Consider the following 23221-nt stretch of genomic DNA (forward strand, 5'->3'; position numbering starts at 1 on the left):
GTGGCGCCGTCGACGCGGTGGATCCGCGGATGGTTGGTGGACGGTGACCGCAGAACCGTAGCGGTCGGCCGACTGACTGAAGACGTGATCATGCCGCGGTCCCCCTCTGCCAGCGGTGATCTCCCGTCGAAGCGGTGTGGTGTCGCGGTTGCGTCGTCGTGCTCGGCGTGGCTCGCTTCCTCGGGCTTGCCGGTGGAGTCTCGCCTGGACCGGTGCTCCGGTGATCGGTGTGCCGCCTGCTGCGATCGGTCACGCGGGTTCACCATCCGACCGTCCGCCGTCGTGTTCGTTGTCGATGGCGTCGCCGCGATCGTCGCTGAGCGCGTTGATCTCGGCGATGACCGACGGCGACAGGTCGGCCGCAAGTCGGTACAGCCGCCCGGTGATTTGCGCGCAGTCTTCGGCCAACGCCTCGATGTCCAGCGCTACCGACTCCGCGCCCGCTGAGCTTCCCGCAACGTGCTCGGCGAGGCCGAGTGTGGTCCGCAGCTCTCGGGCCGCTTCCGCCGCGACCGTCCGCGGGGCGTCGGCCGGGTGCTCGCGACGAGCGCAGGCGTGGATGAGGACCTGTGCTTCGGTGCCGATCAGGTCGTAGCCGAGTTTTCTGTAGGCCGTCCACTCATGACGGTCACGCTCGGCATAAGCGAGCCGCATCAACGCATCGGTGTAGGCCTCGGTGATCAGGCCGAGCAGCTTGATCGGCGGTGTGCCGGGGTGATCCAGCAGTCGTTCGGAGTCGGTCATCAGTGCGTTCCGGCGACGTGGTCAGCGAGACGGCGTGGTGAGCGGTTGTGTGTGCGAGACCGATGACGGCCGGGCGGAGCCTGCTGAGGCGAGTACATCGGCAAAGCCGGCGGTGACGGGAGCGACGCGGTGAATTCGCGGATGGCCTCGCGGCAGCACGGTGTGGTTGAGGTGTCGTGCATGGTGATCACGTTTCAGGTTGGGGATGAACACGTTGGAAGCGCCTCGATCGCCCGGATGTCGGAAGCCCGCATTCGGTTGAGGTGCGCAGACCGGACGGGAGGGAGGTTCGTACACGTCTGTCCGGGCTGGGCTTTGGGACGGGTTAGGTTCGAGGGACGGGATCGTCGGGGTTCACCGGCGGATCGGCGTCCCCGTTGCTCGTCAAGCGGAGAGAAAGGTTGCGTAGTGCATCCGTGAGGCTCTGGTACATGGGGGCGAGGTGGGCCGGTGCGATCAGCCCGGGGTCGCGCCAGCCCACTAGAAAAGCGGTCAGCCTCGCTTGGGCGTATTTCAACGCGCGCGCTTCCGCCGATGACGCCTGAACGTCCCGCAGTGCGCGGTCGACGATCGCGGCAATTTCCTGCAGCTGCATGCGTGCCTGTCGCTCGGACTCGGGATCGTGCCAGTGGACGTCCGGCAGTGAGACCAGCGCCTCCCGTGCCTGGACAACGGTGAGCTGTCGTCGCGCGCGTCGCCGCGCCCACGGCCACTTCACGGTGTCCACAGCCGCGGAGCCGAGCCGATCACGAGACGGGGCGCGTGCGGGTCGCTGGGCTCGGGAAGGTCGACGAGCTGGTGTAGGACGTCGAGGGCGTCGCCTTCGCGTTCCCAGACCGTCCCGCCGGCTCGATCCGTACGCAGGGCGGCGGAGTCGGTCGCGTTCTTGATGCGGAGGGCGTCGACGAAGCCGTTCGCATCCCACGTGAAGGCGTCCGTGAGCTTCTTGAGAAGGCCGTCGGTGCTGAACTCTGAGAGGAAGATCCAGTGGCAGCTCAGCAAGGTCGTGAACGGCTCGTTCCCCGGGAACGCGGACGGGCTCTTGGCGGGCAGGATCATCGGAGCTCACGACCTGACTCGTCGAGCCTCCGACGGCGCGGATGAGTGCCGCGGCCACCGGACGCGTGTGCTCGCCTTCGGCTGGCTGCCCATTGCTGGGCCAGACCGATCGCGAAAGTGATGGCGAACAGCGAAGTGAACGTGATCGGCAGCAGCGTTGCCAGCGATTCGAAATCCACTGTCATCGTGCGCTCCTCACATTCACTCCTGTGACGCGTTGCCGGCTCGACAACCGATTGCATGCCGGATAGTCGTGTGTCGGGCCGAGCGTGGCGGAAGTGGCTTCCGTCGCAGCGCCTCTCGGCCCGGATCCAGGATGGCAAAGCCGCCGCGAGGCTGTCAAGCGAGCGAGCGGGCCAGGAGAACGTCGTCGACGTCGGTCCCGCCGAGGTGGAATTCGCCCCGCAGCACGCCTTCCACGACGAACCCGCAGCGCTCGTAGACCCGCCGCGCACCGGTGTTGGGCCCGAGCACCCGCAGCGTCACCTTGCGGGCGCCCCGGCGGCGCGCCTCGGCCACGGCGGCCTCGACGAGCTGCCCGGCGATGCCGAGCCGCTGCCGGTCCGGATCGACGGCGAGCCCGTCGATCACCACCACGTGGCGGTGGGCGGGGATGCCGAATCCCTCGCCGAGCCGCACGTACCCGGCGACGACGCCGTCCTGCTCGGCGACGAGCACGTCCTCCGGCCGCGTGCCGTCGTCGAAGAAGGGAGTGCCCGGCGGGGGCGCCGGGGCGGGGGAGACGGCCGGGGTCCAGGTGCGTTCGTCGATCTTCGCGAGCGCGGATTCGTCGTCGGCACGGGCGGCCCGGATCGTGATCACCGGGACATCCTGGCCGAACCGGACGGCGTGCGCGAACGGGTTTTTCAGAGGAGGTGCGCGCGTCGCCAGATGGCTTCCGAGGGGCCGCCGATCAGCCCCGCGTCGCGTAGGAACGGCACGATCTTCTCGGCCATCCAGCGGCGCGTCTCGTGGAAGTGCGGGTTCGCCAGCGCCGCGGCGCGGCCTTCGCGCGGGTCGATCCCGACGCTGCGGTAGATCCGCGCGTCGACCATGCTGTCGATCACGCCGAACGCGACCAGCGCGGTGCGCAGCCGGTGCCGCCGCAGCGCCGCCTTCGACAGCTTCGGCGTCTCGCGCAGCACCTCCTCCTTGGCGAACCGGACGTGCCGGGCCTCCTCGACCACGTGGATGCGGTTGACCGAGCGGATCAGCGGCTGGATGCCGTCGTCGTCCATCATCGACCGCTGGAGCCGGTCGGTGGTCTCCTCGGCGACCAGCACGCTGGCGAACATCGACGGTCCGGCGGCGGTCGCGCCGAACACCTTCGCGGCGCGGTGGACGACCTTCGGGACGCCGTAGCGCGGGACGCCGAGCCGCTCGGCGGTGCGGGCGAACATCACCGAGTGGCGCGTCTCGTCGCCGATCTCGGTCATTGCGTACTGCGCGTGCTCGGTGCGCGCGTCGAGGTCGAAGACGTACCGGGCGAGCAATTGCATCAGGACGATCTCGAACCACAGACCGACGCTCATGATGCTGGCGATCTCGTGCTTGGACAGCTCGATCCGCTGCTCCGGCGTCAGCTTCGCCCACAGGTCCGTGCCGTAGAGGGAGACGCGCTCGAGCGGCATGTAGGCCTTGCCCTCGGCGAGCGGTGCTGCCCAGTCGACGTCCACGTACGGGTCGTAGGAGTTCTTCGCGGAGCTCTTGAGCAGGCGAGCCGCGGTGACGTCCCGGTCCTGGGCCTCGACGCCCATGGCGGCCTCCGGAAAGTAGGGGGTACGCGATGTACTAGTTACTTCGGCGAGCGTACACCGCCCGGCCGGTCCTGAGTAGGCTTTCGCCGTGACCAAGGTCGACGGACGGGCGACGCGCTGGGCGGGCCAGCAGGAACGCCGGCGCGCGGAGTTCGTCGACGCCGCGCTGGCCGCCATCGCCGAGCACGGCCCGGACGTCTCGACCGAGCAGATCGCCGAACGCGCCGGCGTCGCCCGCACCCGGCTGTACCGGCACTTCTCCGACGCGGCCGACCTCCGGCGGGCGATCGCCCAGCGGGCGGCCGAGCTGGTTACGGCCGACCTGGCGCCGCTCTGGCACCCCGAGGGGTCGCCGAACGAGATGATCTCCACGGTGATCTCGACGCACCTGCGCTGGCTGACCGAGCACGCCCACCTGCACCGCTACCTCGCCCGCGGGGTGCCGGACGGCCCCGACGTCCGCGGCGCCATCGCCCGCCACCTCAGCGGGCTGTTCACGGGGTACCTGACGGCGTTCGGCCTGGACCCGGCCCCCGGCGACACGATCGCGTTCGGCCTGGTCGGCTACGTCGAGTCGGCGACGACGCGCTGGCTCGACCACCCGGGCACGCTCACCCGGCCCCAGCTGACGGCCCAGCTCACGGGCACCATTTGGGCGATGCTGGACCACACGCTGCGGGCGGGCGGGGTGCAGCTCGACCCGGACCGGCCGTTGCCGCTGCCAGAGGGGCTTTAGTCTTCGCGCGGGAACTCGGCGCGCACGCCCAGCAGCCGCACCGCGCGGGTCAGCTCGAACATCCCGAGCACCTCCTGCGCCGCCCGGTCCAGCTCGGCCGCGTCCGAGGTCGGTTCCGGGAGCGTGATGCTGTGCGTGTGGGTCAGGAACGGCACGAACCGCACCTTGACCGCCACCCGCGCCGCCGGGCGGCCTTCGCCGAGGACGTCCTGGGCGACGCGCTTCGCCAGCGCCGAGACCTCGGCCGCCATCTGCGCCGGGTCCGTCAGGTCATGCTGGAAGGTCGTCTCGCGGCTGCGGGAGCGGGCCACCCACGGGGTGGCGCTCACCTCGGCGTCGCTGATGCCGCCGCCGAGCAGCCGCAGCCACGGGCCGGTCTTCGGGCCGAACCGCGCCGCCAGCTCGGCCGGGTCGGCGCCGGCCAGGTCCAGCACGGTGTGGATGCCCAGCGAAGCGAGCTTCTTCGCCGTCTTGCCGCCGATGCCCCACAGCGCGTCGGTCGGGCGGGCGGCCATCACGTCCCACCAGTTCTCCTGCGTCAGCCGGTAGATCCCGCCGGGCTTGCCGAACCCGGTGGCGAGCTTGGCCCGCAGCTTGTTGTCGCCGATCCCGACCGCGCACGACAGGCCCGTCTCGCGCGCGACGGCCTCCTTGATCGCGACGGCCAGCGCTTCGGGGTCGGCCGTCTCCGCCCCGACGAACGCCTCGTCCCAGCCGAGCACCTCGACCACCACCGGCAGCTCCCGCACGGCGGCCATCACCCGTGCCGACACCTCGAGGTAGGCGTCGGGGTCACTGGGCAGGAAGACGGCGTCCGGGCAGCGCCGGGCCGCGGTCCGCAGCGGCATGCCGGACTGGACGCCGAACTCGCGGGCCTCGTACGACGCCGTCGCGACGACCGCGCGCTCGGTGGGGTCGCCGTTGCCGCCGACCACGACGGGCTTCCCGCGCAGCTCCGGGTGGCGGGCGATCTCGACCGCGGCGATGAACTGGTCGAGGTCGACGTGCAGGACCCACTTCACGTCGCTCAGTCTGCCTCAGATCATCAGAGGCGGTGCCTCGCCACGTGGGTCCAGACGGTGGCGGTGAGCGCGAGGATCCCGCACAGGGTCACGCCCGGGTCGGGCAGCACCAGGCCCAGGACCAGCAGGGTCACGGCGGTGATGTCGAAGACGATCAGGAGGGCGCTGCGCAGCGCGCGCGATTTCGGGCGCCGGCCGTCGCGCAGCGCGGCCGCCAGGTCGGGGTCGCTGAGCTCGAGACTGCGCTCGATCTTCTCGAGCTCGGTGCGATCGTGGTGACTGAGCATCGGGGCACTCCTTCGGCGCCGAACCCGCCGTATCGCCGTAGCGAATACCCAATCGTCCTCCTCGCGAACCGCCGAACGCCTTCTGATTTCGTGCTTTTCTCTGGTCCGACCGGGTGATCCGCGCTCCGTGACCGGCGTTTGCCACGTTAAGTTGCCGCATGAACGTGGCCGGTCACGGCCCGGCGGCTGGGGGCGGCCACGTCCTGCTGTCGCGCCCGTGCCCGGTCAGGCCCTTCAAGCAGCCGGAGGATTCCATGACCCTGCCCACCGAACCGATCGGCAGCATCCCGCGTCCCGGGTACCTCGTCGAAGGCCTCGGCGCGTTCGCGGCCGGCGAGATCGACGCGGCCGCGCTCGCCGAACTGGAGAGCCGCGCGCTGGCGGACACGATCCGCCGGTTCGAGGAGACCGGCTCGCCGGTGCTGAGCGACGGCGAACAGGGCAAGCCGAGTTTCGCGACGTACCCGCTGGCCGGCCTCGAAGCGCTGGCGCCGGACGGGGTCGTCATCCCGTTCGCCGACGGGCACACCCGCCAGCTGCCGCGGCTGACCGCGGGCCCCTTCCGCTACGCGACCCACGCGGACTCGTACCTCACGCGCGCGAAAACGCTTACCGACCGGCCCGTCAAGCAGGCGGTGATCGCCGCGTCCGCGCTTTCGCTGATCTACCCGGCCGGCGGCATCGAGGGGTACTCGCAGGAGCAGTTCGTCGCCGACCTGGTGAACGAGGCCGAGGCGGACATCCGCGGCAGCCTCGAAGCGGGCGCCGACAGCGTGCAGATCGACTTCACCGAGGGACGGCTGTCGCTGAAGCTCGACCCGTCCGGTGGGCTGCTGCGGCAGTTCGTCGAGCTCAACAACGCCGTCCTCGACCGGTTCACCGCCGAGGAGCGCGCGAAGATCGGCGTCCACACCTGCCCGGGCGGCGACCAGGATTCCGTGCACAGCCTCGACGTCGACTACGCGGGCCTGCTGCCTGCGTTGTTCGGCCTCAAGGCCGGCCGCTTCTTCGTCCAGCTGGCCAGCGAAGCCGACCCGGAGCGCGCGCTGCGGGTGATCGCCGACAACGTCCAGGCCGACCAGCGGGTCTTCGTCGGCGTCACCGACCCGATCGACCCGCGCGTGGAGACGGCGGAGGAGGTCCGCGACCGGGTGCTCACCGCGGCGAAGTTCCTGCCGGCCGACCGGCTCGGCACCTGCGACGACTGCGGGTTCTCGCCGTTCGCCGACGACACGTCGACCTCGCGCGACATCGCGTTCGCGAAGATCGCGGCCCGGGTCGAGGGCACGCGGCTGGCGTCCGAGAAGCTCGGCTGAGCGCGGCGGCGTGAGCCCGCCGGCGGGCTCACGCCGTCTCGGCGGCGACCTTCAGCCTGAGGGCGACGAGCACGGTGCCCAGGACGGCGTCGAGGCTCCGGCGGACGCGGCCGGCGCTGAAGAACCGCTTCAGCGCCCCGACCACGACGGCGAGGGTGACGAACCAGCCGACGGTGCCGGCGGTGGCGATCACGGCCAGCTCCAGGGTCTGCAGGGTGGAGCCGTCGGCGGGCAGGAACTGGGGGAGCAGGGCCAGGAAGTAGACGGCGACCTTGGGGTTGAGCAGGTTCGTCACCAGGCCTTGGCGGAAGGCGGCCCCGGCCTTGAGCTGCCGGGCCCCGGCGGTTTCGGCGAGATCCCGGTATTCGCCGCGGCGCACGGCCAGCCACGCCTTGACCCCGAGCACGACGAGGTAGGCCGCGCCGGCGAGCTTGACGACGGTGAACGCGACGGCCGAAGCGGTGAGCACGGCGGCGACCCCCAGGGCGATCGCGACCACCCAGGCGAACACCCCGAGCGCGATCCCGGTCCCGGCGGCGATCCCGGCCCGCCGCCCGCCGGCGAGCGCCGACCGCGTCACGACCACGAAGTCCGGCCCGGGCGACATCGCCCCGAGCACGACGACCAGCAGGAACGAGGCGGCGGTAGCGGCGGGGATCATGCGCCGAGGATACGACCGGACGCCAGTGGTTTTCCCTGGTGGAACGACGCGGATGTTCGAATTTGAACCTCGTGTAGGGTCGATCTTGTGGGTGACACCAGGGGCGAGGACATGACGGCCGGGGTGCGGACGCGGGTGCGGATCCCGCTGCGGCTTGACGGCGGTGTCGCGGTCGACGCCGAAGCCGTGACGTTCCGCGGCCTGGCCGACGGCGGCGAGCACCTGGCGTTCGTCCTGGGCACGCCCGGCGAGGTGCCGCTGGTGCGGCCGCACTCGGAGTGCCTGACCGGCGACGTCTTCGGGTCGGCGCGCTGCGACTGCGGGCCGCAGCTGGCCGAGGCGGTCGCGCGGATATCCGAGACCGGCGGGTACCTGCTGTACCTGCGGCAGGAGGGCCGGGGGATCGGGCTGTACAACAAGCTCGACGCGTACGCCCTGCAGGACGGCGGCCTCGACACCTACGCCGCGAACGCCGCGCTCGGCCTGCCCGAGGACGCCCGCGACTACACGGTCGCGGCGCAGATGCTCGGCGCGCTCGGCGTGAGCCGGGTCGACCTGCTGTCGAACAACCCGGACAAGGCGGCCCAGCTGAGCGCGGCCGGCATCGCGGTGCGCGACCGGGTGCCGACGGGCGTGTTCGCGACGGAGAGCAACGTACGGTACCTGCGGGCGAAGGCCGAGCAGACCGGGCACACGCTGAGTTTGCCGGGCTTGGCCAGCTGACCCGCGGCCGGCGCGCGGAGCGGGCTGGTTCGCCTGCGGAGCCTGACTTGCGGGGCCGGCCCGCGAACCGCGAGCGTCGCTGCCGTGCCTGACCGATCGGCCCGCGTGCCGCGAGGGTCGGTTCGCCTGCGAGTCATGACTCGCGCGGCTGTCCGCATTTTCGCGGGGCCGGTCGGCGCCGTGAAAGGGTCGGCCGGCGTGCTTGGAGGGTCGGCTGGCGTGCCGGGGAGGTCGGCCGACGTGCCTGGAGGGCCAGCTCGCGCGCCGGGAGGGTCGGCTCGCTTACCGGAAAGGTCGGCTCGCGTGCCGTCAGGGCCGGTCAGGTGAGGCGTTGCGCGGCCGCGGCGGCCGGGCCGGTGGTCAGCTTCTCCAGGAGTCCGATCAGCACCGCGCGCTCCTCCGGTGTCAGCGATGCCACCCAGGCCTGTTCCCGCTTGTTGTGCTCCTGGTACGCGTCGGTCACCGCCGTGTGGCCCGCGCGCGTCAGGGCCAGCTCCACCGCGCGGCGGTCGTGGGCGACCTGGGTGCGGGTCACCAGGCCGTCCCGCTCCAAGGTCTTGACCAGTGCCGACACCGCCGCCCGGCTCATCCCGGCGAGGCGGGCCACGTGGCGGGACTCCAGCGGCCCCGCCAGCCACAGCACGAACAGCACCCGGAAGCCGCCCCAGCTCCAGCCTCGGGGGCGGTGGACCGTCGACTCCCAGTCGTAGACCAGCGCGCCCGCCAGGCGGTGCAGCGTGAGGCCGAGGCGCATCGCCACCGGGTCGGTCGCGGGGAGCTCGGCCTGCGTCTTCCCGATCGCGTAGTCGACGAACGAGAGGTAGTCGAGGTCGGCCGGTCGGTCCGTCATGCGGCCCAGGTTAGGGGAAACGGGGTTCCCCGCGGCGGTCCGGCGGGCTAGCCTGGCCGGATAGTCAACCCTTTGACGATCAAGGAGCGCTCGCCGTGACGAAGAAAGCCTTCGCCTCTTCGGCCGACCTGGCGGAGAAAGCGCAGACCCTCGAAGTCCTCGCCGACGGCGTCTACGCGCTGACCGCCGAAGGCGACCCGAACATCGGCGCCATCGAGGGCGAGGACTTCCTCGTCTGCTTCGAAGCGCTGGCCACGCCGGTCGCGGCCGCGGAGTGGCTCGCGAAACTGCGCGAGCACACCGACAAACCGGTGCGGTACCTGGTGCTGAGCCACTACCACGCCGTGCGCGTGCTGGGCGCGTCCGCCTTCGACGCCGAAGTGATCGTCGCGCACGAGAACACCCGCGCCCTGGTCGCCGAGCGCGGCAAGGAGGACTGGGAGAGCGAGTTCGGCCGGATGCCGCGGCTGGCGAAGGGCGCGGACTCGGTGCCCGGGCTGACCTGGCCGACGCTGACCTTCTCCGACCGGCTCACCATCGACCTCGGCGGCGACCGCGGCGACCTCGTGCTGCAGTACTGCGGGCGCGGCCACACCGAGGGCGACATCGTCGCCTGGCTGCCGCGTCAGCGGATCCTCTACGCCGGCGACCTCGTCGAAGCCGAAGCCGCGCTGTACACCGGCGACGCGTTCCACCGCGACTGGGCCTTGTCCACTTTGGACCGGGTGGCCGCCTTCGCGGCCGAAACCCTGATCGGCGGCCGCGGCGGGGTCAGCCGCGGCCGCGAAGCGGTCGACGCCGCCATCGCGCAGACCCGGCACTTCCTGACCACGATGCTCCGCGAGGTCGGCGCGGTCCGCGACGCCGGCGGCACCCTCAAGGAGGCCTTCGAGCGCACGCACGCGGCGTTGAACGACCGGTACGGCCACTGGCCGATCTTCGAGCACTGCCTGCCCTTCGACGTCTCGCGCCTGTGGGACGAGCTGTCCGGGATCGAGCGGCCGGTGGTGTGGACGGCCGAACGCGACCGCGAAGTCTGGGACCGGCTCCAGGGATGACGGTCGCGGTCCTCGGCAGCGGCCCGGTCGGCCAGACGGCCGCGCTGCTGCTCGCGCGCCGGGGCGTGCCGGTCGTGCTCGTCGACGAGCACGAGGTGCGCGACCCCGTGGGGTCCAAGAGCATCTGCCACCAGCGCGACACCCTGGACGTCTGGGCGTCGCTGGGCGCGGGCTGCCTCGCCGAGGAAGGCCTCACCTGGACGACCGCGCGGACGTTCCACCGCGACGGCGAACTGTTCTCGCTGCAGCTCCCCGACGGCGGATCGGCGCTGCCGCCGTTCGTGAACCTGTCCCAGGCCCGCGTCGAGGAGGTCCTGGACGAGCTGATCGCCCGGCAGCCGCTGATCGACGTCCGCCGCGGCCACCGCGTCACCGGCCTGACCCAGCCGGGCTGCGTCGAGATCCGGTGCGACACGGAAGACGGCCCGCGCCGGATCGAAGCGGACTACGCGATCGCCTGCACCGGAGCCCACGGCGACGCGGTGCGCCTGGCCCTCGGCCAGCACCTCGCCGGCGTGTCCTTCCGGGACTTGTTCCTGATCTGCGACATCCGCGCCGACCTGCCGGGCTGGGCGGCCGAGCGGCGGTTCTGGTTCGACCCGCCGTGGAACCCCGGCCGCCAGGTGCTGATCCACCCGTGCCCCGGCTCGCGGTTCCGCATCGACTGGCAGGTCCCCGAGGACTACGACCTCGCGGCGGAGGAGTCGCAGGGGGCGCTCGACCGGCGGATCCGGGCGATCATCGGCGCCCGGCCGTACGAGGTGGCCTGGCGGTCGGTGTACCGCTTCCACACGCGGCTCGTCGACCGGATGCGCGTCGGCCGGGTGCTGCTGGCCGGGGACTGCGCGCACCTCGTCGCGCCGTTCGGGGCGCGCGGCCTCAACTCCGGCGTGGCCGACGCCGAGAACGCGGCCTGGAAGCTGGCCGCCGTCCTGCGCGGCGACGCGGAAGAGGAGCTGCTGGAGAGCTACCACACCGAGCGGCACGCGGCGGCGGTGGAGAACGCGGCCGTCACCACCGCCACGATGGATTTCCTGGTGCCCCAGGACGAGGAGCAGCGCCGTCGCCGGCTCGACGTCCTCGCCCGGGCGGAACACGACCCGGACGCCTGCGCGCAGGTCGACTCGGGCCGGCTGGCCGAACCGTTCTGGTACGCCGATTCGCCGCTGACCACGCCCGATCCGCAACGGCCGTTCGCGGGACGGCCGCCGCGGGGAGCGTTGCCGCCGCCGGGACCGGGCGTGCTGCTCCCGGACGTGACCGTCGAAGGTGGACGGTTGCGGGACCTGGCCCGGCAGGGGTTCCTGGTCCTGACCACCCCCGGGGTGCGGGCGCCCGGCGTGCGGTCGGTGCGGATCCCGGTGGGCGGGGCGCTGGGTGCGCGTCCGGGCGAAGCCTGGCTGGTCCGCCCGGACGCGTACGTCGCCGCGGTGCTACGGGTAGGAGACCAGCGGGCTCACCTGGTGCCCGGTGTTCGCGGCGTCACCCGCGTCGTTGACGACGTGGGCGATCGTGCCGACGCCGCCGAGTGACACCGAGACGAGGTTGTGCAACCGGACCCCGCCGGTGTTCGGCACCTCGAAGGAATGAGCGGCCACGATGGACGGGTTGGTGTTGAAGAAGCAGTAGCTGCCCAGGCCCCAGCCTTCGTGGCTGGTCACCGAGTCGGCCACCTTGTACGCCGCCCAGCCCTGCCGGCCGCCGCCGCTGGACCAGGACGCCTGGTCCGGCGGGTCGTAGGGCATTTCGTTCTGGAAGAAGTACGTCCGCCCGCCGTTGCCGTTCCAGAGCACTTCGTACTGCTGGTAGTGCTCGACGAACAGCCCGTACATCGTGACGTTGGCGCCGTTGACGACCAGGCCGTTGGCCGCGGTGTTGACGTTCCAGCCGACGCCGTAGGAGTGGTCGCCGCGCCAGAGCCACATGTGGTCGCCGAGGACGTTGTTCGAGTTGACGACCAGGGTCTGCGTGGCCTTCCCGACGGCCGCGCCGCCGATCCGGAAGAACACGTCGTGCAGCGACGTCGGATTGCCCGCGTGGTTGGCGTTCGAGCCCGGCGGGCCGACCTGGACGAGCACCGGCGAGTTGACCGCGCCCGCGTCGATGAGCAGCCCGGCGATCTTGACACCGTCCACATCGGACGTCGTGATCGCCGCGGTGCCGTTGGTGGGCATCAGGGTCGCCAGGCCGAGGCCGAGCACCACGGTGTCCGGGCGGGTGACGTTCAGCGCCTGGTCGAGGTGGTAGACGCCCGGTGTCACCAGCAGGTTCTTGCCCGCGGCCAAGGCGGCGTTGAGCGTCGCGGCCGAGTCGGACGGATGCGCCACGTAGAACTCGCTCAGTGAGATCGACTGCCCGGCCGGAGCCCCGTGACCCCAGCTCGTGCCCGACGAGTTCTGCCGCAGCCCGGGCACGAACACGTTGTAGCTCCCGCCGCCGTCGACGTAGAGGAACGGCTTCTCGCGGATCACCGGGGTCTGCCCGACGACCGTCTCCGGCGGGTTCGGGAAGGACGCCGGCGGGGTGCCGGTCGAGCCGACGAACACCATGTTCCAGACGCCGCCCTGCCAGCCGCCGAGCTCGCTGTTGCGGGTCAGGAACTGCTGCTGGGACCCGGAAACGGCGACGCCGTCGATCTTGCTGTCGGCGATCAGGCCACCGCTGGCCCAGCCGTCCCCGCCGTTCCAGAGCTGGATCTGGCTGCCGCGCAGGTGCATCCGGCGGTAGGGCGCGGCCTGCGCGACCGCCCAGCGTTCGACCTGGCCGGCCGGCAGCGTCACCGACAGGTTCTCGGCCGAGCGCCAGAAGTTCTGCGTCGCGTTGCCCTTGTTGTTCGGGTTGTCGCCCTGCTGCAGCCAATCCGCTTCGACGCGGACGTGCCCGTTGAGGTTGACGTCGTCGGGGGAGAGGCCCAGGCCCGCGACCTGCTCGTAGAAGCCGAGGTTGACGTCGGCGTTGTAGGTGCCCGGCTTGAACAGCACGGCGTAGCGCTCGTTGCCGAACTGGTTGGTGTGCTGCTGGTTCGCCAGCTGCGTCAGCCGGTTCTGGATCGTCGCGGCCGGGGTCGACGGGTCGAACACCGACACGTTCGGCCCGAAGTCCGGGTTGCGCGGGTCGGTCGGCGGGATGGTCGTGCCGCCGCCGGTGCCGTGCACGGCGGCTTCCCAGAGCGAGTAGCCGTAGCCGGTCGCCCGCTGGGTGCCGTGGACGCGCAGGTACCGCGCGGTGCCGGACAGCGGCACGGTCTGCGTGCCGCCGGTGCCGGTGGTCGTCGAGTACGCGGTGGTCCAGGTGGCCGCGTCGGCCGAGAGCTGCACGGTGAACGCGCGGGCGTACGCGGCTTCCCAGCTGAGGACCACGTCGCAGAGCTGCTGCGCGGAGCCCAGGTCGACCTGCAGCCACTGCGGGTCGCTGAACGCGCTGGACCAGCGCGTTCCGGGATTGCCGTCGACCGCGGCGGACGCGGGCGTCCCGCCGTTCTCGGTCGAGGAGGCGGTCGCGGGATGGCCCTGCGCGAGGTTCGTGGTGCCGCACGCGGCGGCCCGCGCCGGGGCGCCGGCCACCACCGTGATGGCGAGCGCGGCGGCCACGGCGGTCGCGAGGACGAGGAGGCGGTGCACGGGGGAGAACGTCGTTGATCTCATGAGCCTGCCTGCTGGATCGGGAGGACGAGCGGAACGGCGGCGGACCGGGCGAGCCCCACAGCTCGCGCCGGTGTCGGGTGGTGCGGCGGGTGCGCGCCCGCAGCCCCGCCCGGGCACCGTGAGCCGGAGGAGCGGTGCCGGGTGGGGTGCCGGCGCGAACCGGTCAGCCCGAACGGGTTTGGCGCGGCGGAGCCGTTCCGGTTGGCGGTCACGGAACCGGTTCCGTCGGTGAGATCGCAGTTAACAGCGCGGGACTCGGCGGAGTCAAGGATCCGGCGCGGATTCCTTCGCCCGGCCCAGTGCCCGTTGACATTTTACGACTCTTTATTTATACCTTGAATTAAGAGCGTGCCGTCGGCCGGGACCCACACCCGCGCCGCGGGCCACGTGAGCCGATCCGCGCCGGGGCAACGCCGTCCCGGCGCCGGTTCGCCGTGGAGGTGCCCATGCAACGCCGCATGCCGAGGATCCGGGTTCTCACCGTCCTCGCCCTGACCCTGGCCGCTCTGCTGACCGCTCCCGTCGCCCGGGCCGCGCCCGTCCTGCTCTCGCAAGGCCGTCCGGTGACGGCGTCGTCGGCCGAGTCCGCCGCGTTCCCGGCGACCGCCGCCGTCGACGGCGATCCCGGGACGCGCTGGTCCAGCGCCTTCTCCGATCCGCAGACCCTGCAGGTCGACCTCGGTTCGAACCAGCAGCTCTCGCAGGTCGTCCTGAACTGGGAAGCCGCCTACGCCAAGGCCTTCACCCTCCAGGCGTCCGCCGACGGCACGACCTGGACCTCCCTCTACGCCACCACGACCGGGACCGGCGGGACGCAGACCCTGACCGTCACCGGCAGCGGCCGGTACGTCCGGCTCACCGGCACCCAGCGCGCCACGCAGTACGGCTACTCGCTCTGGGAGTTCCAGGTCTACGGCGGCGGCACCACGCAGCCCGGTGACGTCCTGCTGTCCTACGGCAAGTCCGGCACGGCGTCCTCGTACCAGGACGACGGTGCCTGCCCCGGCTGCGTCCCGGCGAAGGCCTTCGACCACGACCCGGCCACGCGCTGGGCGACCAGCGCGACCACCGGCTGGGTCGACCCCGGCTGGATCACCGTCGACCTCGGGGCGCCCGCGGCGATCCACCGGGTCGTCCTGCAGTGGGACCCGGCCTACGCGGTCGCCTACCAGCTCCAGGTCTCGAACGACAACGCCGGCTGGACGCCGATCTACTCGACCGCCAGTGGCAAGGGGTTCAAGGAGACGCTGACCGTCAACGGTTCCGGGCGGTACGTCCGGATGTACGGCACCGCCCGCTCCAACGGTTACGGCTACTCGCTGTGGGGCTTCGACGTCTACGGCACCGGCGGCAACCCGACGCAGCCGCCGCCCGCACCACCGGCGCCGCACTTCCCGGGCACGCTGGTCTGGAGCGACGAGTTCAACGGCGCCGCGGGCGCGGCCCCGGACGCGAGCAAGTGGACGGCCGAGACCGGGCCGGGCGTCAACAACGAGCTCGAGTACTACACGAACAACAACAACGCCAAGCAGGACGGCCGCGGCAACCTCGTCATCCAGGTCCGCCGCGAAGCCACGCCGGGCAGTGCCTGCCCGCCGGACCCGATCAGCGGCAGCACGACCTGCCAATACACCTCCGGCCGGCTCAACACCGCGGGCAAGTTCAGCTTCACCTACGGCCACGTCGAGGCCAACATCAAGGTGTCCGGTACGCAGGGCCTCTGGCCCGCGTTCTGGTTGCTGGGCGCGAACTTCTTCAGCGGCACGCCGTGGCCGAACTGCGGGGAGATCGACATCATGGAGCACGTCGGGAAGGCGCCGAACCTGGCCTACTCGACGATCCACGCCCCGGCCTACAACGGCGCCGGGGGTGTCGGCGCGCCCTACGACCTCGGCCAGGACGTCTCGGCGGGCTTCCACCGCTTCGGCCTCGACTGGGACGCCACCCACATGACCTTCTCCGTCGACGGCACCCCGTTCCAGACGATCGACCGGGACACCGTCGAGAGCACGCGCGGGCCGTGGGTCTACGACCACCCGTTCTTCCTGATCCTCAACAACGCGATCGGCGGCGACTTCCCCGGCCCGCCGGGCGCAGGGACGGTTCTCCCGCAGGACATGGTGATCGACTACGTGCGGGTGTACCAGTGAGGCGGTTACCCCGGTGAGTCCCCGCCCCCGGGGGCGCTGACCGGCTGCGTCGACTCGCGGACCACCAGTGCCGTCGGGACGATCAGCGGGGCCTCCGGGGCCGGCGCGCCGGCCAGGCGGTCGAGCAGCAGCCCGGCCGCCGTCTCGCCCATCTGCCGCAGCGGCTGGCGGATCGTGGTGAGCGGCGGCTGGGTGTGCGCGGCCAGGGGGATGTCGTCGAACCCGACCACGGCGACGTCCCCCGGCACCGCGCGGCCCGCCTTGCGCAGGCCCGCCAGCACACCCGCGGCCGTGAGGTCGTTGTGCGCGAAGACCGCGTCGAACTCTGGGCCCGTTTCGAGGAGCTGGAGGATCGCCGCCTCCCCGCTTTCGCTCGTGAAGTCGCCTTCGATGATCAGCCGCGAGTCGAGGGTCAGACCGGCGTCGAGAACGGCCTCGTTGAAGCCGTTGAGGCGATCGGCGGTGCAGCCGAAGTCGCGCGGCCCGGTGACCGTGGCGAGCCGGGTGCGGCCGGTGCCGAGCAGGTGGCGGGCCGCGGCCGCGCCGCCCTGCCGGTTGTCCGTGCCCACCGACGGGAACGCCGGACGGCGGCCGCGGTCGTCGATCACCACCACCGGCAGCCCGGAGTCGTGCAGCACGCGCAGGTGCCGCACCGCGTCCGGCGGTTCCACCAGCAGCAGGCCGTCGAACGCCTTCGCCGACACCTGGCGCGAGAACTCGCCGAGGGAGTCGGCGCCGCGGTTGGCGGTGGACAGCAGCAGGCCGTAGCCCTTCGACTCCACGACGTCGGCGACGCCCTGCAGCACCTCGCCCATCCACGGCCAGGTCAGCCCCGGCACCAGCATCCCGACCGTGCGCGTCACCCCGCGGGCCAGCCCGACCGCGCCGGCACTGGGGATGTACCCGGTCGCGGCGATCACCTCACGCACCCGGATCGCGGTCGCGGCGTCCACGTCGGCCTTGTTGTTGAGCACCCGCGACACGGTCGTCTTGCTCACCCGCGCGCGGCGGGCGACCTCGGCGATCGTGACGCGCATCCGTCCTCCCGATCGGGCGGTGGAAAGCCCCGTGGTGACAAGGTACTCGCCCGCGGGCCCGCCGCGACCGGTGCGAGATCGATCAAGTGCGGACGACATCGCCGCCGCGGCGGCCTCCGGTCCGATGTGGACACTGGCTGCGTATAACGGCCTATACCCGCCGCTCGTAGTGCGCGATCAGCACGCCCTTGGTCGTCGGGACGCATCCGGTGAGGGCGAATTCGGTCAGCGGGCCGTCGCCGAAGAGCCGGGCTCCGGTGCCCAGCGTCAGCGGGTGGACCAGCAGGGTGTACCGGTCGACCAGGCCGGCGGCGTGCAGGTTTCGCACCAGCGACGCGCTGCCGATGACCGACAGGTCGCGGCCGGGCCGGTTCTTCAGTTCGGCCACCTCCGCGACGGCGTCGCCCCGCAGCAGGACCGAGTTCTCCCAGGCCCCGGCGTCCTCGAGGGTGGTCGAGGCGACGTACTTGGTGACGGCGTTCAGGTGCGCGGTGAACGGGTTCCCGTCGGTCCGCCGGCTCCAGGCGGTGGTGAAGTCCTGCCAGGTGCGGCGGCCGAGCAGCATGTCACCGGGCTTGCTCATGCCCCGGCCCATCTCCCGGGCCAGGACGTCGTCCTGGTATCGCATGCCCCAGCCGCCGTGCGCGAAGCCGCCGCGGGTGTCCTCGTCGGGACGGCCGAGGCCCTGCACGACGCCGTCCAGGGTGACGCTCATGGTGACGGTGATCGAACGCATCGAAGGTCCTTTCGCTCCGGGGAGGTGTCACCGCCCAGACGAACGGCGGCGGCCCGGATCGACCGCCGGAGCGCGTGGTGAGATGACAACGTGATCATCGACCCGTGGGTGCTGCTCCTGCTCGTGCTGGCCGGCGTCGGGGCCGGCCTGACCGGGGCGACCGCCGGGCTCGCGTCGCTGGTGTCCTACCCCGCACTGCTCGCCGCCGGGCTGCCGCCGGTGACCGCCAACGTCACCAACACCGTCGCCATGCTCGGCACCACCGTGGGCGCCGCGGCCGGCGCCCGTCCCGAACTGGCCGGGCAGCGCCGACGGCTCCTCCCGCTCTGCGCCATCACCACCGTCGGCGGCGCGTGCGGCGGCCTGATCCTGCTGCTGACGCCGTCCGGCGCGTTCACCGTCATCGTGCCGTGGCTGATCGGCGGGGCATCGCTGGTGCTGATGGCCGGGCCGCGGCTGAGCCGGCTGGCCGAAGGCGCCGAACACCACGGCCTCAGCCCGGTGACCGGCGTGGTCGCGTTCCTGATCGGGATCTACGGCGGCTACTTCGGCGCCGCCGCGGGCGTGCTCATGCTCGCGCTGCTGGCCACCGTCTGGAGCCAGCCGCTGGCCCGCACCAACGCGGCGAAGAACCTGGTCACCGGCTCGGCGAACCTGCTCGCCGCGATCGTCTTCGCGGTCACCGGCAAGGTCGTCTGGCCGGCCGCGCTCGCCGTCTGCCTCGGCTCGCTCGGCGGGTCGTGGCTGGGGTCCGCGCTCGTGCGGCGGCTGCCGGCCACCCCGCTGCGCATCGCGATCGGAATAGGCGGACTGGGCCTGGCGATCGTCCTGGGCCTGCGGGCATGATCGGCGGGGTATCGGCGAGCAGGAGACCAGATGAGCATTGTCGGGACCAGGGTGGTCCGCCGGGAAGACCGGAATCTGATCACCGCGGGCGGCACCTACGTGGACGACCTGCGGACGGAAGCGCTTTCCGGGGCCGCGCACGCGGTGTTCGTTCGCAGTCCGATCGCGCACGCGCGGATCGGCGGCATCGACGTGAGCGCGGCGAAGGAGGCGCCGGGCGTGCTCGGCGTGTTCACCGCCGCGGACCTCGGGCTGCCCCCGCACCCGGCGGGGCCGGTGCCGGAACCGTGGCTGGCCGGTGAGGTGGTGCGCTACGTCGGCGAACCGGTCGCGCTGGTCGTCACCGAAGAGCGCTACCAGCTGGCCGACGCGGCCGAACTGGTCGACGTCGACTACGAGCCGCTCGACGCCGTCGCGTCGATCGACGCGGCCCTCGCGGGCGAGACGCTGGTGTTCCCCGACCGCGACAGCAACGTCGTGCAGGTCAAGGGAGCGGCCGAGTTCGACGACGCGATCTTCGAGGACTGCGAGGTCGTCGTCACCGAGACCATCCTCAACCAGCGCGTCGCACCGGCGCCGCTCGAAGTGCGCGGCGCGTCCTGCGTGTGGGGCGAGGACGGCCGGCTGACGGCCTGGCTGTCCACCCAGAACGCCCAGATGGCCCGCAGCCAGCTGGCCGGGAGCCTCGGCGTGGCCGAAGAGTCGGTGCGGGTGATCGCGCCGGACGTCGGCGGCGGCTTCGGCGCGAAGATCGGCGCGGACCCCGAGGCGACCGTGCTCGGCTGGGCCGCGAAGCAGCTCGGGCGGGGCGTGCGCTGGGTCGAGTCGCGCAGCGAGAACCTCACGGCCATGACGCACGGCCGCGCACAGCGCAACACCGTGACCATCGGCGGGAAACGCGACGGCACGGTGCTGGCGTACCGCCTCGACGTCGTCCAGGACGCCGGCGCGTACCCGCGGATGCTGCTGCTGCCGACGCTGACCGAGCTGATGGCCGTCGGCGTCTACCGGTTCCCGAAGGTCGAGACCCGCAGCCGCGCGGTCGTCACCACCACCACGCCGATCGGGGCCTACCGCGGCGCCGGCCGCCCGGAGGCGACGGCCGCGGTCGAACGGGCGATGGACCGCTTCGCCGCCGAGATCGGGCTGGACCCGGCCGAAGTCCGCCGGGTCAACTTCATCCGGCCGGACGAGTTCCCTTACCAGTCGCCGACCGGGGCGTCCTACGACACGGGCGAGTACGCGGCGGCGCTGGACAAGGCCCTGGACGCCGCCGGGTACGCGGAGCTGCGCGCCGAGCAGCGGCGCCGGCGGGAGGCGGGCGACCCGGTCGAGCTCGGCCTCGGCATCGCGGCCTACGTCGAGATCACCGGTGGCGACGGCGGCGGCGAGAGCGGCCGCGTCGACATCCACCCGGACGGCTCGGTCGTCGCGTGGACCGGCAGCTCGCCGCACGGGCAGGGCCTCGGCACGTCGCTGGCGATGCTCCTGGCCGACCAGCTCGGCGTCTCCCTCGACAAGATCACCGTCCGGCACGGCGACACCGACGAGGTGCCCAAGGCGGTCGGCACGTTCGGCTCCCGGTCGCTGCAGCTCGGCGGCTCGGCGATCCGGCAGGCGGCCGACGAGGTGATCGCCCAGGCCCGGCAGCTCGCCGCCGACCTGCTGGAAGCGGCACCGGACGACCTCGAACTGGATGCCGATCGCGGCGTCTGGCAGGTCCGCGGCGCGCCGTCGAGCACGGTGCTCAGCTGGGCGCAGGTCGCCGAGACGGCGAGCGAGGGCAAGCTTTCGGCCGACGTCTGGTTCGGCGGCGGCGCGCCGACGTTCCCGTTCGGCGCGCACCTGGCCGTGGTCGAGGTCGACACCGAGACCGGCAAGGTCGAGCTGCGCCGGATCGTCGCCGTCGACGACGCCGGCCCGATCGTCAACCCGCTCACCTTCCGCGGCCAGCGCCACGGCGGGCTCGGGCAGGGCGCGGCGCAGGCGCTGATGGAGGTCGTCACCTACGACGACGACGGCAACCCGACGACCGCGACCCTGGCGGACTACTCGTTCGTCACCGCCGCCGAGCTGCCGGACTTCGAGCTGGTCGAGATGGCCACCCCGACCGACCGGAACCTGCTGGGCGTCAAGGGGATCGGCGAGGCGGCGACGATCGGTTCGACGCCGGCGGTGCACAACGCCGTGGTGGACGCGCTGTCGGCCCGCGGCGTCAAGCACCTGGACATGCCCACGACCCCGATCCGGGTCTGGGCCGCACTCGAAGAAGCTCGGAAGGGAAGCGCGCAGTGAAGGTCTCGATCGAGGTCAACGGGCGGCCGCTGACCGAGGAGGTGCCGGACCGGACGCTCCTGGTGCACTTCCTGCGCGACACGGCCGGCCTGACCGCCACGAACGTCGGCTGCGACACGACGTCCTGCGGCGCCTGCACGGTGCTGCTCGACGGTGAGTCGGTCAAGTCCTGCACGGTGCTGGCCGCGCAGGCCGACGGCCACGCCGTCACGACGGCCGAAGGGCTGTCCTCTTCGGACGGTTCGCTGCACCCGGTGCAGCGGGCGTTCCAGGAGCAGCACGGCCTGCAGTGCGGGTTCTGCACCCCGGGGATGATCATGGCTTCGGTGTCGCTGCTGGCCGACAACCCGAAGCCGACGCGCGACGAGGTCCGGGCCGGGCTCGAGGGCAACCTCTGCCGCTGCACCGGGTACCACAACATCGTCAGCGCCGTGATCGACGCGTCGGGCCAGGAGGTGGACCGGTGATCCCCGCTTCGTTCCAGTACCTGCGCGCGTCCACAGTGGACGAAGCACTTTCGCTGCTCGCCTCGCACGGCGACGACGCGAAGGTGCTGGCGGGCGGGCATTCCCTGCTGCCGCTGATGAAGCTGCGCCTGGCCGCGCCGGAGTACCTGGTGGACATCGGCCCGCTCGACGAGCTGCGCTACGTCCGCCTGGAGGGCGGCGAGGTCGTCATCGGCGCGCTGTCCCGCTACAGCGCGCTGGTGCAGGACCCGGTGCTGCTGGAGCACGCGCCGCTGCTGGCGCACGTCTCCGGCGAGGTGGGCGACCGCCAGGTCCGCCACCGCGGCACGATCGGCGGTTCCCTGGTCCACGCGGACGCGGCGGCGGACCTCCCGGCGGCGGTCCTGGCCTCGGACGCGGTCCTGGTGGCCCGCGGGCCGGCGGGGGAGCGCCGCATCCCCGCGGCGGAATTCTTCCTGGGCCCGTTCACGACGCCGCTGGAGCCGGCGGAGCTGCTGACGGAGATCCGCCTCCCGGCCCAGACGGGGCAAGGATGGGGCTTCCGGAAGTTCACCCGCCGCGCGATCGACTGGGCGATGGTCGGGGTGACGGTGGCCGGCGACCGCGTCGGCCTGGTGAACATGGGCGGCGTACCGCTGCGGGCCACGGCCACGGAGGAGGCGCTGGCGGCCGGGGCGTCGATCGAGGAGGCGGCGGAGCTGGCGGCCGAGGGGACCAACCCGCCGGACGAGCCCCACGCGACGGCGGAGTACCGCCGTCACCTCGCGCGCGTGCTGACCCGGCGGGCGCTGGCCTCTCGCTGAGTCTCATCACCGGGGGCGGCACTTGCTTGCGGGTGCCGCCCCTTTTTTTGTTGATTGCGATGGCCGATTCCCGCCAGCGGTCCGTCCCCAGTGGACGGCAGGATCGGTGGGGTGAACGAGCACACGGCCATCGAGCCCGGTATTCTGTATTTCGGTACGCCCGTGGTGTTGATTTCCACCACCAACGAGGACGGATCGGTCAATCTGGCGCCGATGTCATCGGCGTTCTGGCTCGGCTGGCGGGCGGTACTCGGCCTCGGCGTCCGCTCCCGGACGGCGCAGAACCTGTTGTGCAGCCGCGAAGGCGTGCTGAACCTGCCTTCGTCGTCGATGGCCGCGGCGGTCGATCGGCTGGCGCTGACGACCGGATCGGACCCGGTGCCCGCGGGCAAGCAGGAGCGGGGATACTTCCACGTGGCGGACAAGTTCGGCCGCGCCGGACTGACGGCGGTGGCCTCGTCGACGGTCGCGCCGCCCCGGGTCGCCGAGTGCCCGGTGGCGATGGAGGTCGTCGTCGAGGAGGCGCACCCGGTGGGTTCGGACGGGGGAGTGGTGTCCTTCGAGGTCCGGGTACAGCGGGTCTTCGTGCACGAGTCGATCCGGATGGCGGGGACCGAGGACCGGATCGACCCGGACGCCTGGCGGCCGCTCATCATGAGCTTCCAGAAGTTCTACGGGCTGGGGGAGCAGGTCCATCCGTCCACTTTGGCCCGGATCCCTGAGCGGCTCTACCGGGGGCCTGATATCGAACGGGCTCGCCGGGTTGCCTCTTGAGTCTTCATCTTGGTGCTTTGGGTTCTGGTTGCCGTGCTTGGGTTTTCGGTGGTTTGCGGTCCTGGATTCGTACCCGTTCGAGTGGTGAACTTGTGTTCGATGGTCGGTAATCTTGGGCTATGTCCGACAGTGGTTCTTCGTCTGCCGAGGCGGTGGCTTTCGCCGACCGTCTCGGTGAGTTGCTCGCGTGTATGCGGTCTGCGGAGGCGGAGCTGGGGGCGCTGGTGGTGGAGATCGAGCAGCGTGGGGTGATGGA

24 protein-coding genes are annotated in these 23221 nt (G+C 71.9%); 11 read left to right on the forward strand and 13 right to left on the reverse strand.

Going from position 1 to position 23221, the window contains the following annotated elements:
• Positions 1-249: 249 nt before the first annotated feature.
• The 6 genes from ACWDN5_RS37755 to ACWDN5_RS37780 form a co-directional block, all read right to left on the reverse strand.
• Complete coding sequence (locus ACWDN5_RS37755) at positions 250-744, reverse strand: hypothetical protein (RefSeq protein WP_449679648.1); 495 nt, start codon at positions 742-744, stop codon at positions 250-252.
• Positions 745-1069: 325 nt separating this feature from the next.
• On the reverse strand, positions 1070-1471 hold the full coding sequence (locus ACWDN5_RS37760; RefSeq protein WP_449679649.1) for a hypothetical protein: 402 nt from the start codon (positions 1469-1471) through the stop codon (positions 1070-1072).
• A complete protein-coding gene (locus tag ACWDN5_RS37765) occupies positions 1459-1803 on the reverse strand; it encodes a hypothetical protein (protein WP_449679650.1) in 345 nt (114 codons plus the stop codon). Before ACWDN5_RS37765 ends, ACWDN5_RS37760 begins: the two co-directional genes overlap by 13 nt.
• Entirely contained in the window at positions 1800-1988 is a 189-nt protein-coding gene (locus tag ACWDN5_RS37770; protein ID WP_449679651.1) for a hypothetical protein, read from the reverse strand. Before ACWDN5_RS37770 ends, ACWDN5_RS37765 begins: the two co-directional genes overlap by 4 nt.
• A 154-nt stretch (positions 1989-2142) precedes the next feature.
• Entirely contained in the window at positions 2143-2625 is a 483-nt protein-coding gene (locus ACWDN5_RS37775; RefSeq protein WP_310970487.1) for a GNAT family N-acetyltransferase, read from the reverse strand.
• Between the two features lie 44 nt (positions 2626-2669).
• Positions 2670-3560 (reverse strand): AurF N-oxygenase family protein, encoded by an 891-nt coding sequence (locus tag ACWDN5_RS37780; protein WP_449679652.1) that lies wholly within the window; start codon positions 3558-3560, stop codon positions 2670-2672.
• An 88-nt stretch (positions 3561-3648) separates the two neighbouring features.
• Here ACWDN5_RS37780 and ACWDN5_RS37785 point away from each other — a divergent pair, with 88 nt between their 5' ends.
• Positions 3649-4296, forward strand: coding sequence for a TetR/AcrR family transcriptional regulator (locus tag ACWDN5_RS37785; RefSeq protein WP_310970490.1), 648 nt, complete (start codon positions 3649-3651; stop codon positions 4294-4296).
• On the opposite strand, the gene ACWDN5_RS37790 is transcribed toward ACWDN5_RS37785, so the two are convergent.
• Positions 4293-5318, reverse strand: a complete 1026-nt coding sequence (locus ACWDN5_RS37790) for a DNA polymerase IV (RefSeq protein ID WP_449679653.1) — start codon at positions 5316-5318, stop codon at positions 4293-4295. The genes ACWDN5_RS37785 and ACWDN5_RS37790 overlap by 4 nt on opposite strands.
• Positions 5319-5341: 23 nt before the next feature.
• On the reverse strand, positions 5342-5605 hold the full coding sequence (locus tag ACWDN5_RS37795) for a DUF3040 domain-containing protein (protein ID WP_310970492.1): 264 nt from the start codon (positions 5603-5605) through the stop codon (positions 5342-5344).
• 254 nt (positions 5606-5859) lie between these two features.
• On the opposite strand from ACWDN5_RS37795, the gene ACWDN5_RS37800 reads away from it, so the two are divergent.
• On the forward strand, positions 5860-6921 hold the full coding sequence (locus tag ACWDN5_RS37800; RefSeq protein ID WP_449679654.1) for a cobalamin-independent methionine synthase II family protein: 1062 nt from the start codon (positions 5860-5862) through the stop codon (positions 6919-6921).
• A 28-nt stretch (positions 6922-6949) separates the two neighbouring features.
• Here the strand turns inward: ACWDN5_RS37800 and ACWDN5_RS37805 are convergent, their stop codons facing one another.
• Complete coding sequence (locus ACWDN5_RS37805) at positions 6950-7582, reverse strand: LysE family translocator (protein ID WP_449679655.1); 633 nt, start codon at positions 7580-7582, stop codon at positions 6950-6952.
• Positions 7583-7693: 111 nt separating this feature from the next.
• Here ACWDN5_RS37805 and ACWDN5_RS37810 point away from each other — a divergent pair, with 111 nt between their 5' ends.
• Positions 7694-8305: a GTP cyclohydrolase II gene (locus ACWDN5_RS37810; RefSeq protein ID WP_310970609.1), complete on the forward strand. Its 612-nt coding sequence runs from the start codon at positions 7694-7696 to the stop codon at positions 8303-8305.
• A 319-nt stretch (positions 8306-8624) separates the two neighbouring features.
• Here ACWDN5_RS37810 and ACWDN5_RS37815 read toward each other — a convergent pair whose 3' ends face one another.
• Positions 8625-9155: a MarR family winged helix-turn-helix transcriptional regulator gene (locus tag ACWDN5_RS37815; RefSeq protein ID WP_310970495.1), complete on the reverse strand. Its 531-nt coding sequence runs from the start codon at positions 9153-9155 to the stop codon at positions 8625-8627.
• 95 nt (positions 9156-9250) lie between these two features.
• Here ACWDN5_RS37815 and ACWDN5_RS37820 point away from each other — a divergent pair, with 95 nt between their 5' ends.
• Both ACWDN5_RS37820 and ACWDN5_RS37825 read left to right on the forward strand, forming a co-directional pair.
• Entirely contained in the window at positions 9251-10213 is a 963-nt protein-coding gene (locus tag ACWDN5_RS37820; RefSeq protein ID WP_449679656.1) for an MBL fold metallo-hydrolase, read from the forward strand.
• Positions 10210-11745, forward strand: coding sequence for an FAD-dependent monooxygenase (locus ACWDN5_RS37825; protein WP_449679657.1), 1536 nt, complete (start codon positions 10210-10212; stop codon positions 11743-11745). The genes ACWDN5_RS37820 and ACWDN5_RS37825 overlap by 4 nt, the downstream gene beginning before the upstream one ends.
• Here ACWDN5_RS37825 and ACWDN5_RS37830 read toward each other — a convergent pair.
• Complete coding sequence (locus ACWDN5_RS37830; protein WP_449679658.1) at positions 11647-13857, reverse strand: discoidin domain-containing protein; 2211 nt, start codon at positions 13855-13857, stop codon at positions 11647-11649. The two genes, ACWDN5_RS37825 and ACWDN5_RS37830, sit on opposite strands and share 99 nt — an antisense overlap.
• A gap of 446 nt (positions 13858-14303) precedes the next feature.
• Here ACWDN5_RS37830 and ACWDN5_RS37835 point away from each other — a divergent pair, with 446 nt between their 5' ends.
• The gene (locus ACWDN5_RS37835; protein ID WP_310970499.1) at positions 14304-16007 is read left to right on the forward strand and encodes a discoidin domain-containing protein; all 1704 of its coding nucleotides are present in this window, start codon (positions 14304-14306) and stop codon (positions 16005-16007) included.
• 5 nt (positions 16008-16012) lie between these two features.
• Here ACWDN5_RS37835 and ACWDN5_RS37840 read toward each other — a convergent pair whose 3' ends face one another.
• A complete protein-coding gene (locus ACWDN5_RS37840) occupies positions 16013-17044 on the reverse strand; it encodes a LacI family DNA-binding transcriptional regulator (protein WP_310970500.1) in 1032 nt (343 codons plus the stop codon).
• A gap of 151 nt (positions 17045-17195) precedes the next feature.
• Positions 17196-17780, reverse strand: coding sequence for a dihydrofolate reductase family protein (locus ACWDN5_RS37845; RefSeq protein ID WP_449679659.1), 585 nt, complete (start codon positions 17778-17780; stop codon positions 17196-17198).
• Between the two features lie 90 nt (positions 17781-17870).
• Here ACWDN5_RS37845 and ACWDN5_RS37850 point away from each other — a divergent pair, with 90 nt between their 5' ends.
• The 5 genes from ACWDN5_RS37850 to ACWDN5_RS37870 all read left to right on the forward strand — a co-directional run bounded on the left by ACWDN5_RS37850 (position 17871) and on the right by ACWDN5_RS37870 (position 22965).
• Positions 17871-18626, forward strand: coding sequence for a sulfite exporter TauE/SafE family protein (locus ACWDN5_RS37850; RefSeq protein WP_449679660.1), 756 nt, complete (start codon positions 17871-17873; stop codon positions 18624-18626).
• A gap of 30 nt (positions 18627-18656) precedes the next feature.
• Entirely contained in the window at positions 18657-20921 is a 2265-nt protein-coding gene (locus ACWDN5_RS37855; protein WP_310970504.1) for a xanthine dehydrogenase family protein molybdopterin-binding subunit, read from the forward strand.
• Positions 20918-21388 (forward strand): (2Fe-2S)-binding protein, encoded by a 471-nt coding sequence (locus ACWDN5_RS37860; protein ID WP_449679661.1) that lies wholly within the window; start codon positions 20918-20920, stop codon positions 21386-21388. Before ACWDN5_RS37855 ends, ACWDN5_RS37860 begins: the two co-directional genes overlap by 4 nt.
• Positions 21385-22191, forward strand: coding sequence for an FAD binding domain-containing protein (locus tag ACWDN5_RS37865; RefSeq protein WP_449679662.1), 807 nt, complete (start codon positions 21385-21387; stop codon positions 22189-22191). The genes ACWDN5_RS37860 and ACWDN5_RS37865 overlap by 4 nt, the downstream gene beginning before the upstream one ends.
• Before the next feature lie 162 nt (positions 22192-22353).
• On the forward strand, positions 22354-22965 hold the full coding sequence (locus tag ACWDN5_RS37870; RefSeq protein ID WP_449679663.1) for a flavin reductase family protein: 612 nt from the start codon (positions 22354-22356) through the stop codon (positions 22963-22965).
• Positions 22966-23221: the final 256 nt, after the last annotated feature.

The sequence above is a fragment of the Amycolatopsis sp. NPDC003731 genome (genome assembly GCF_053586895.1).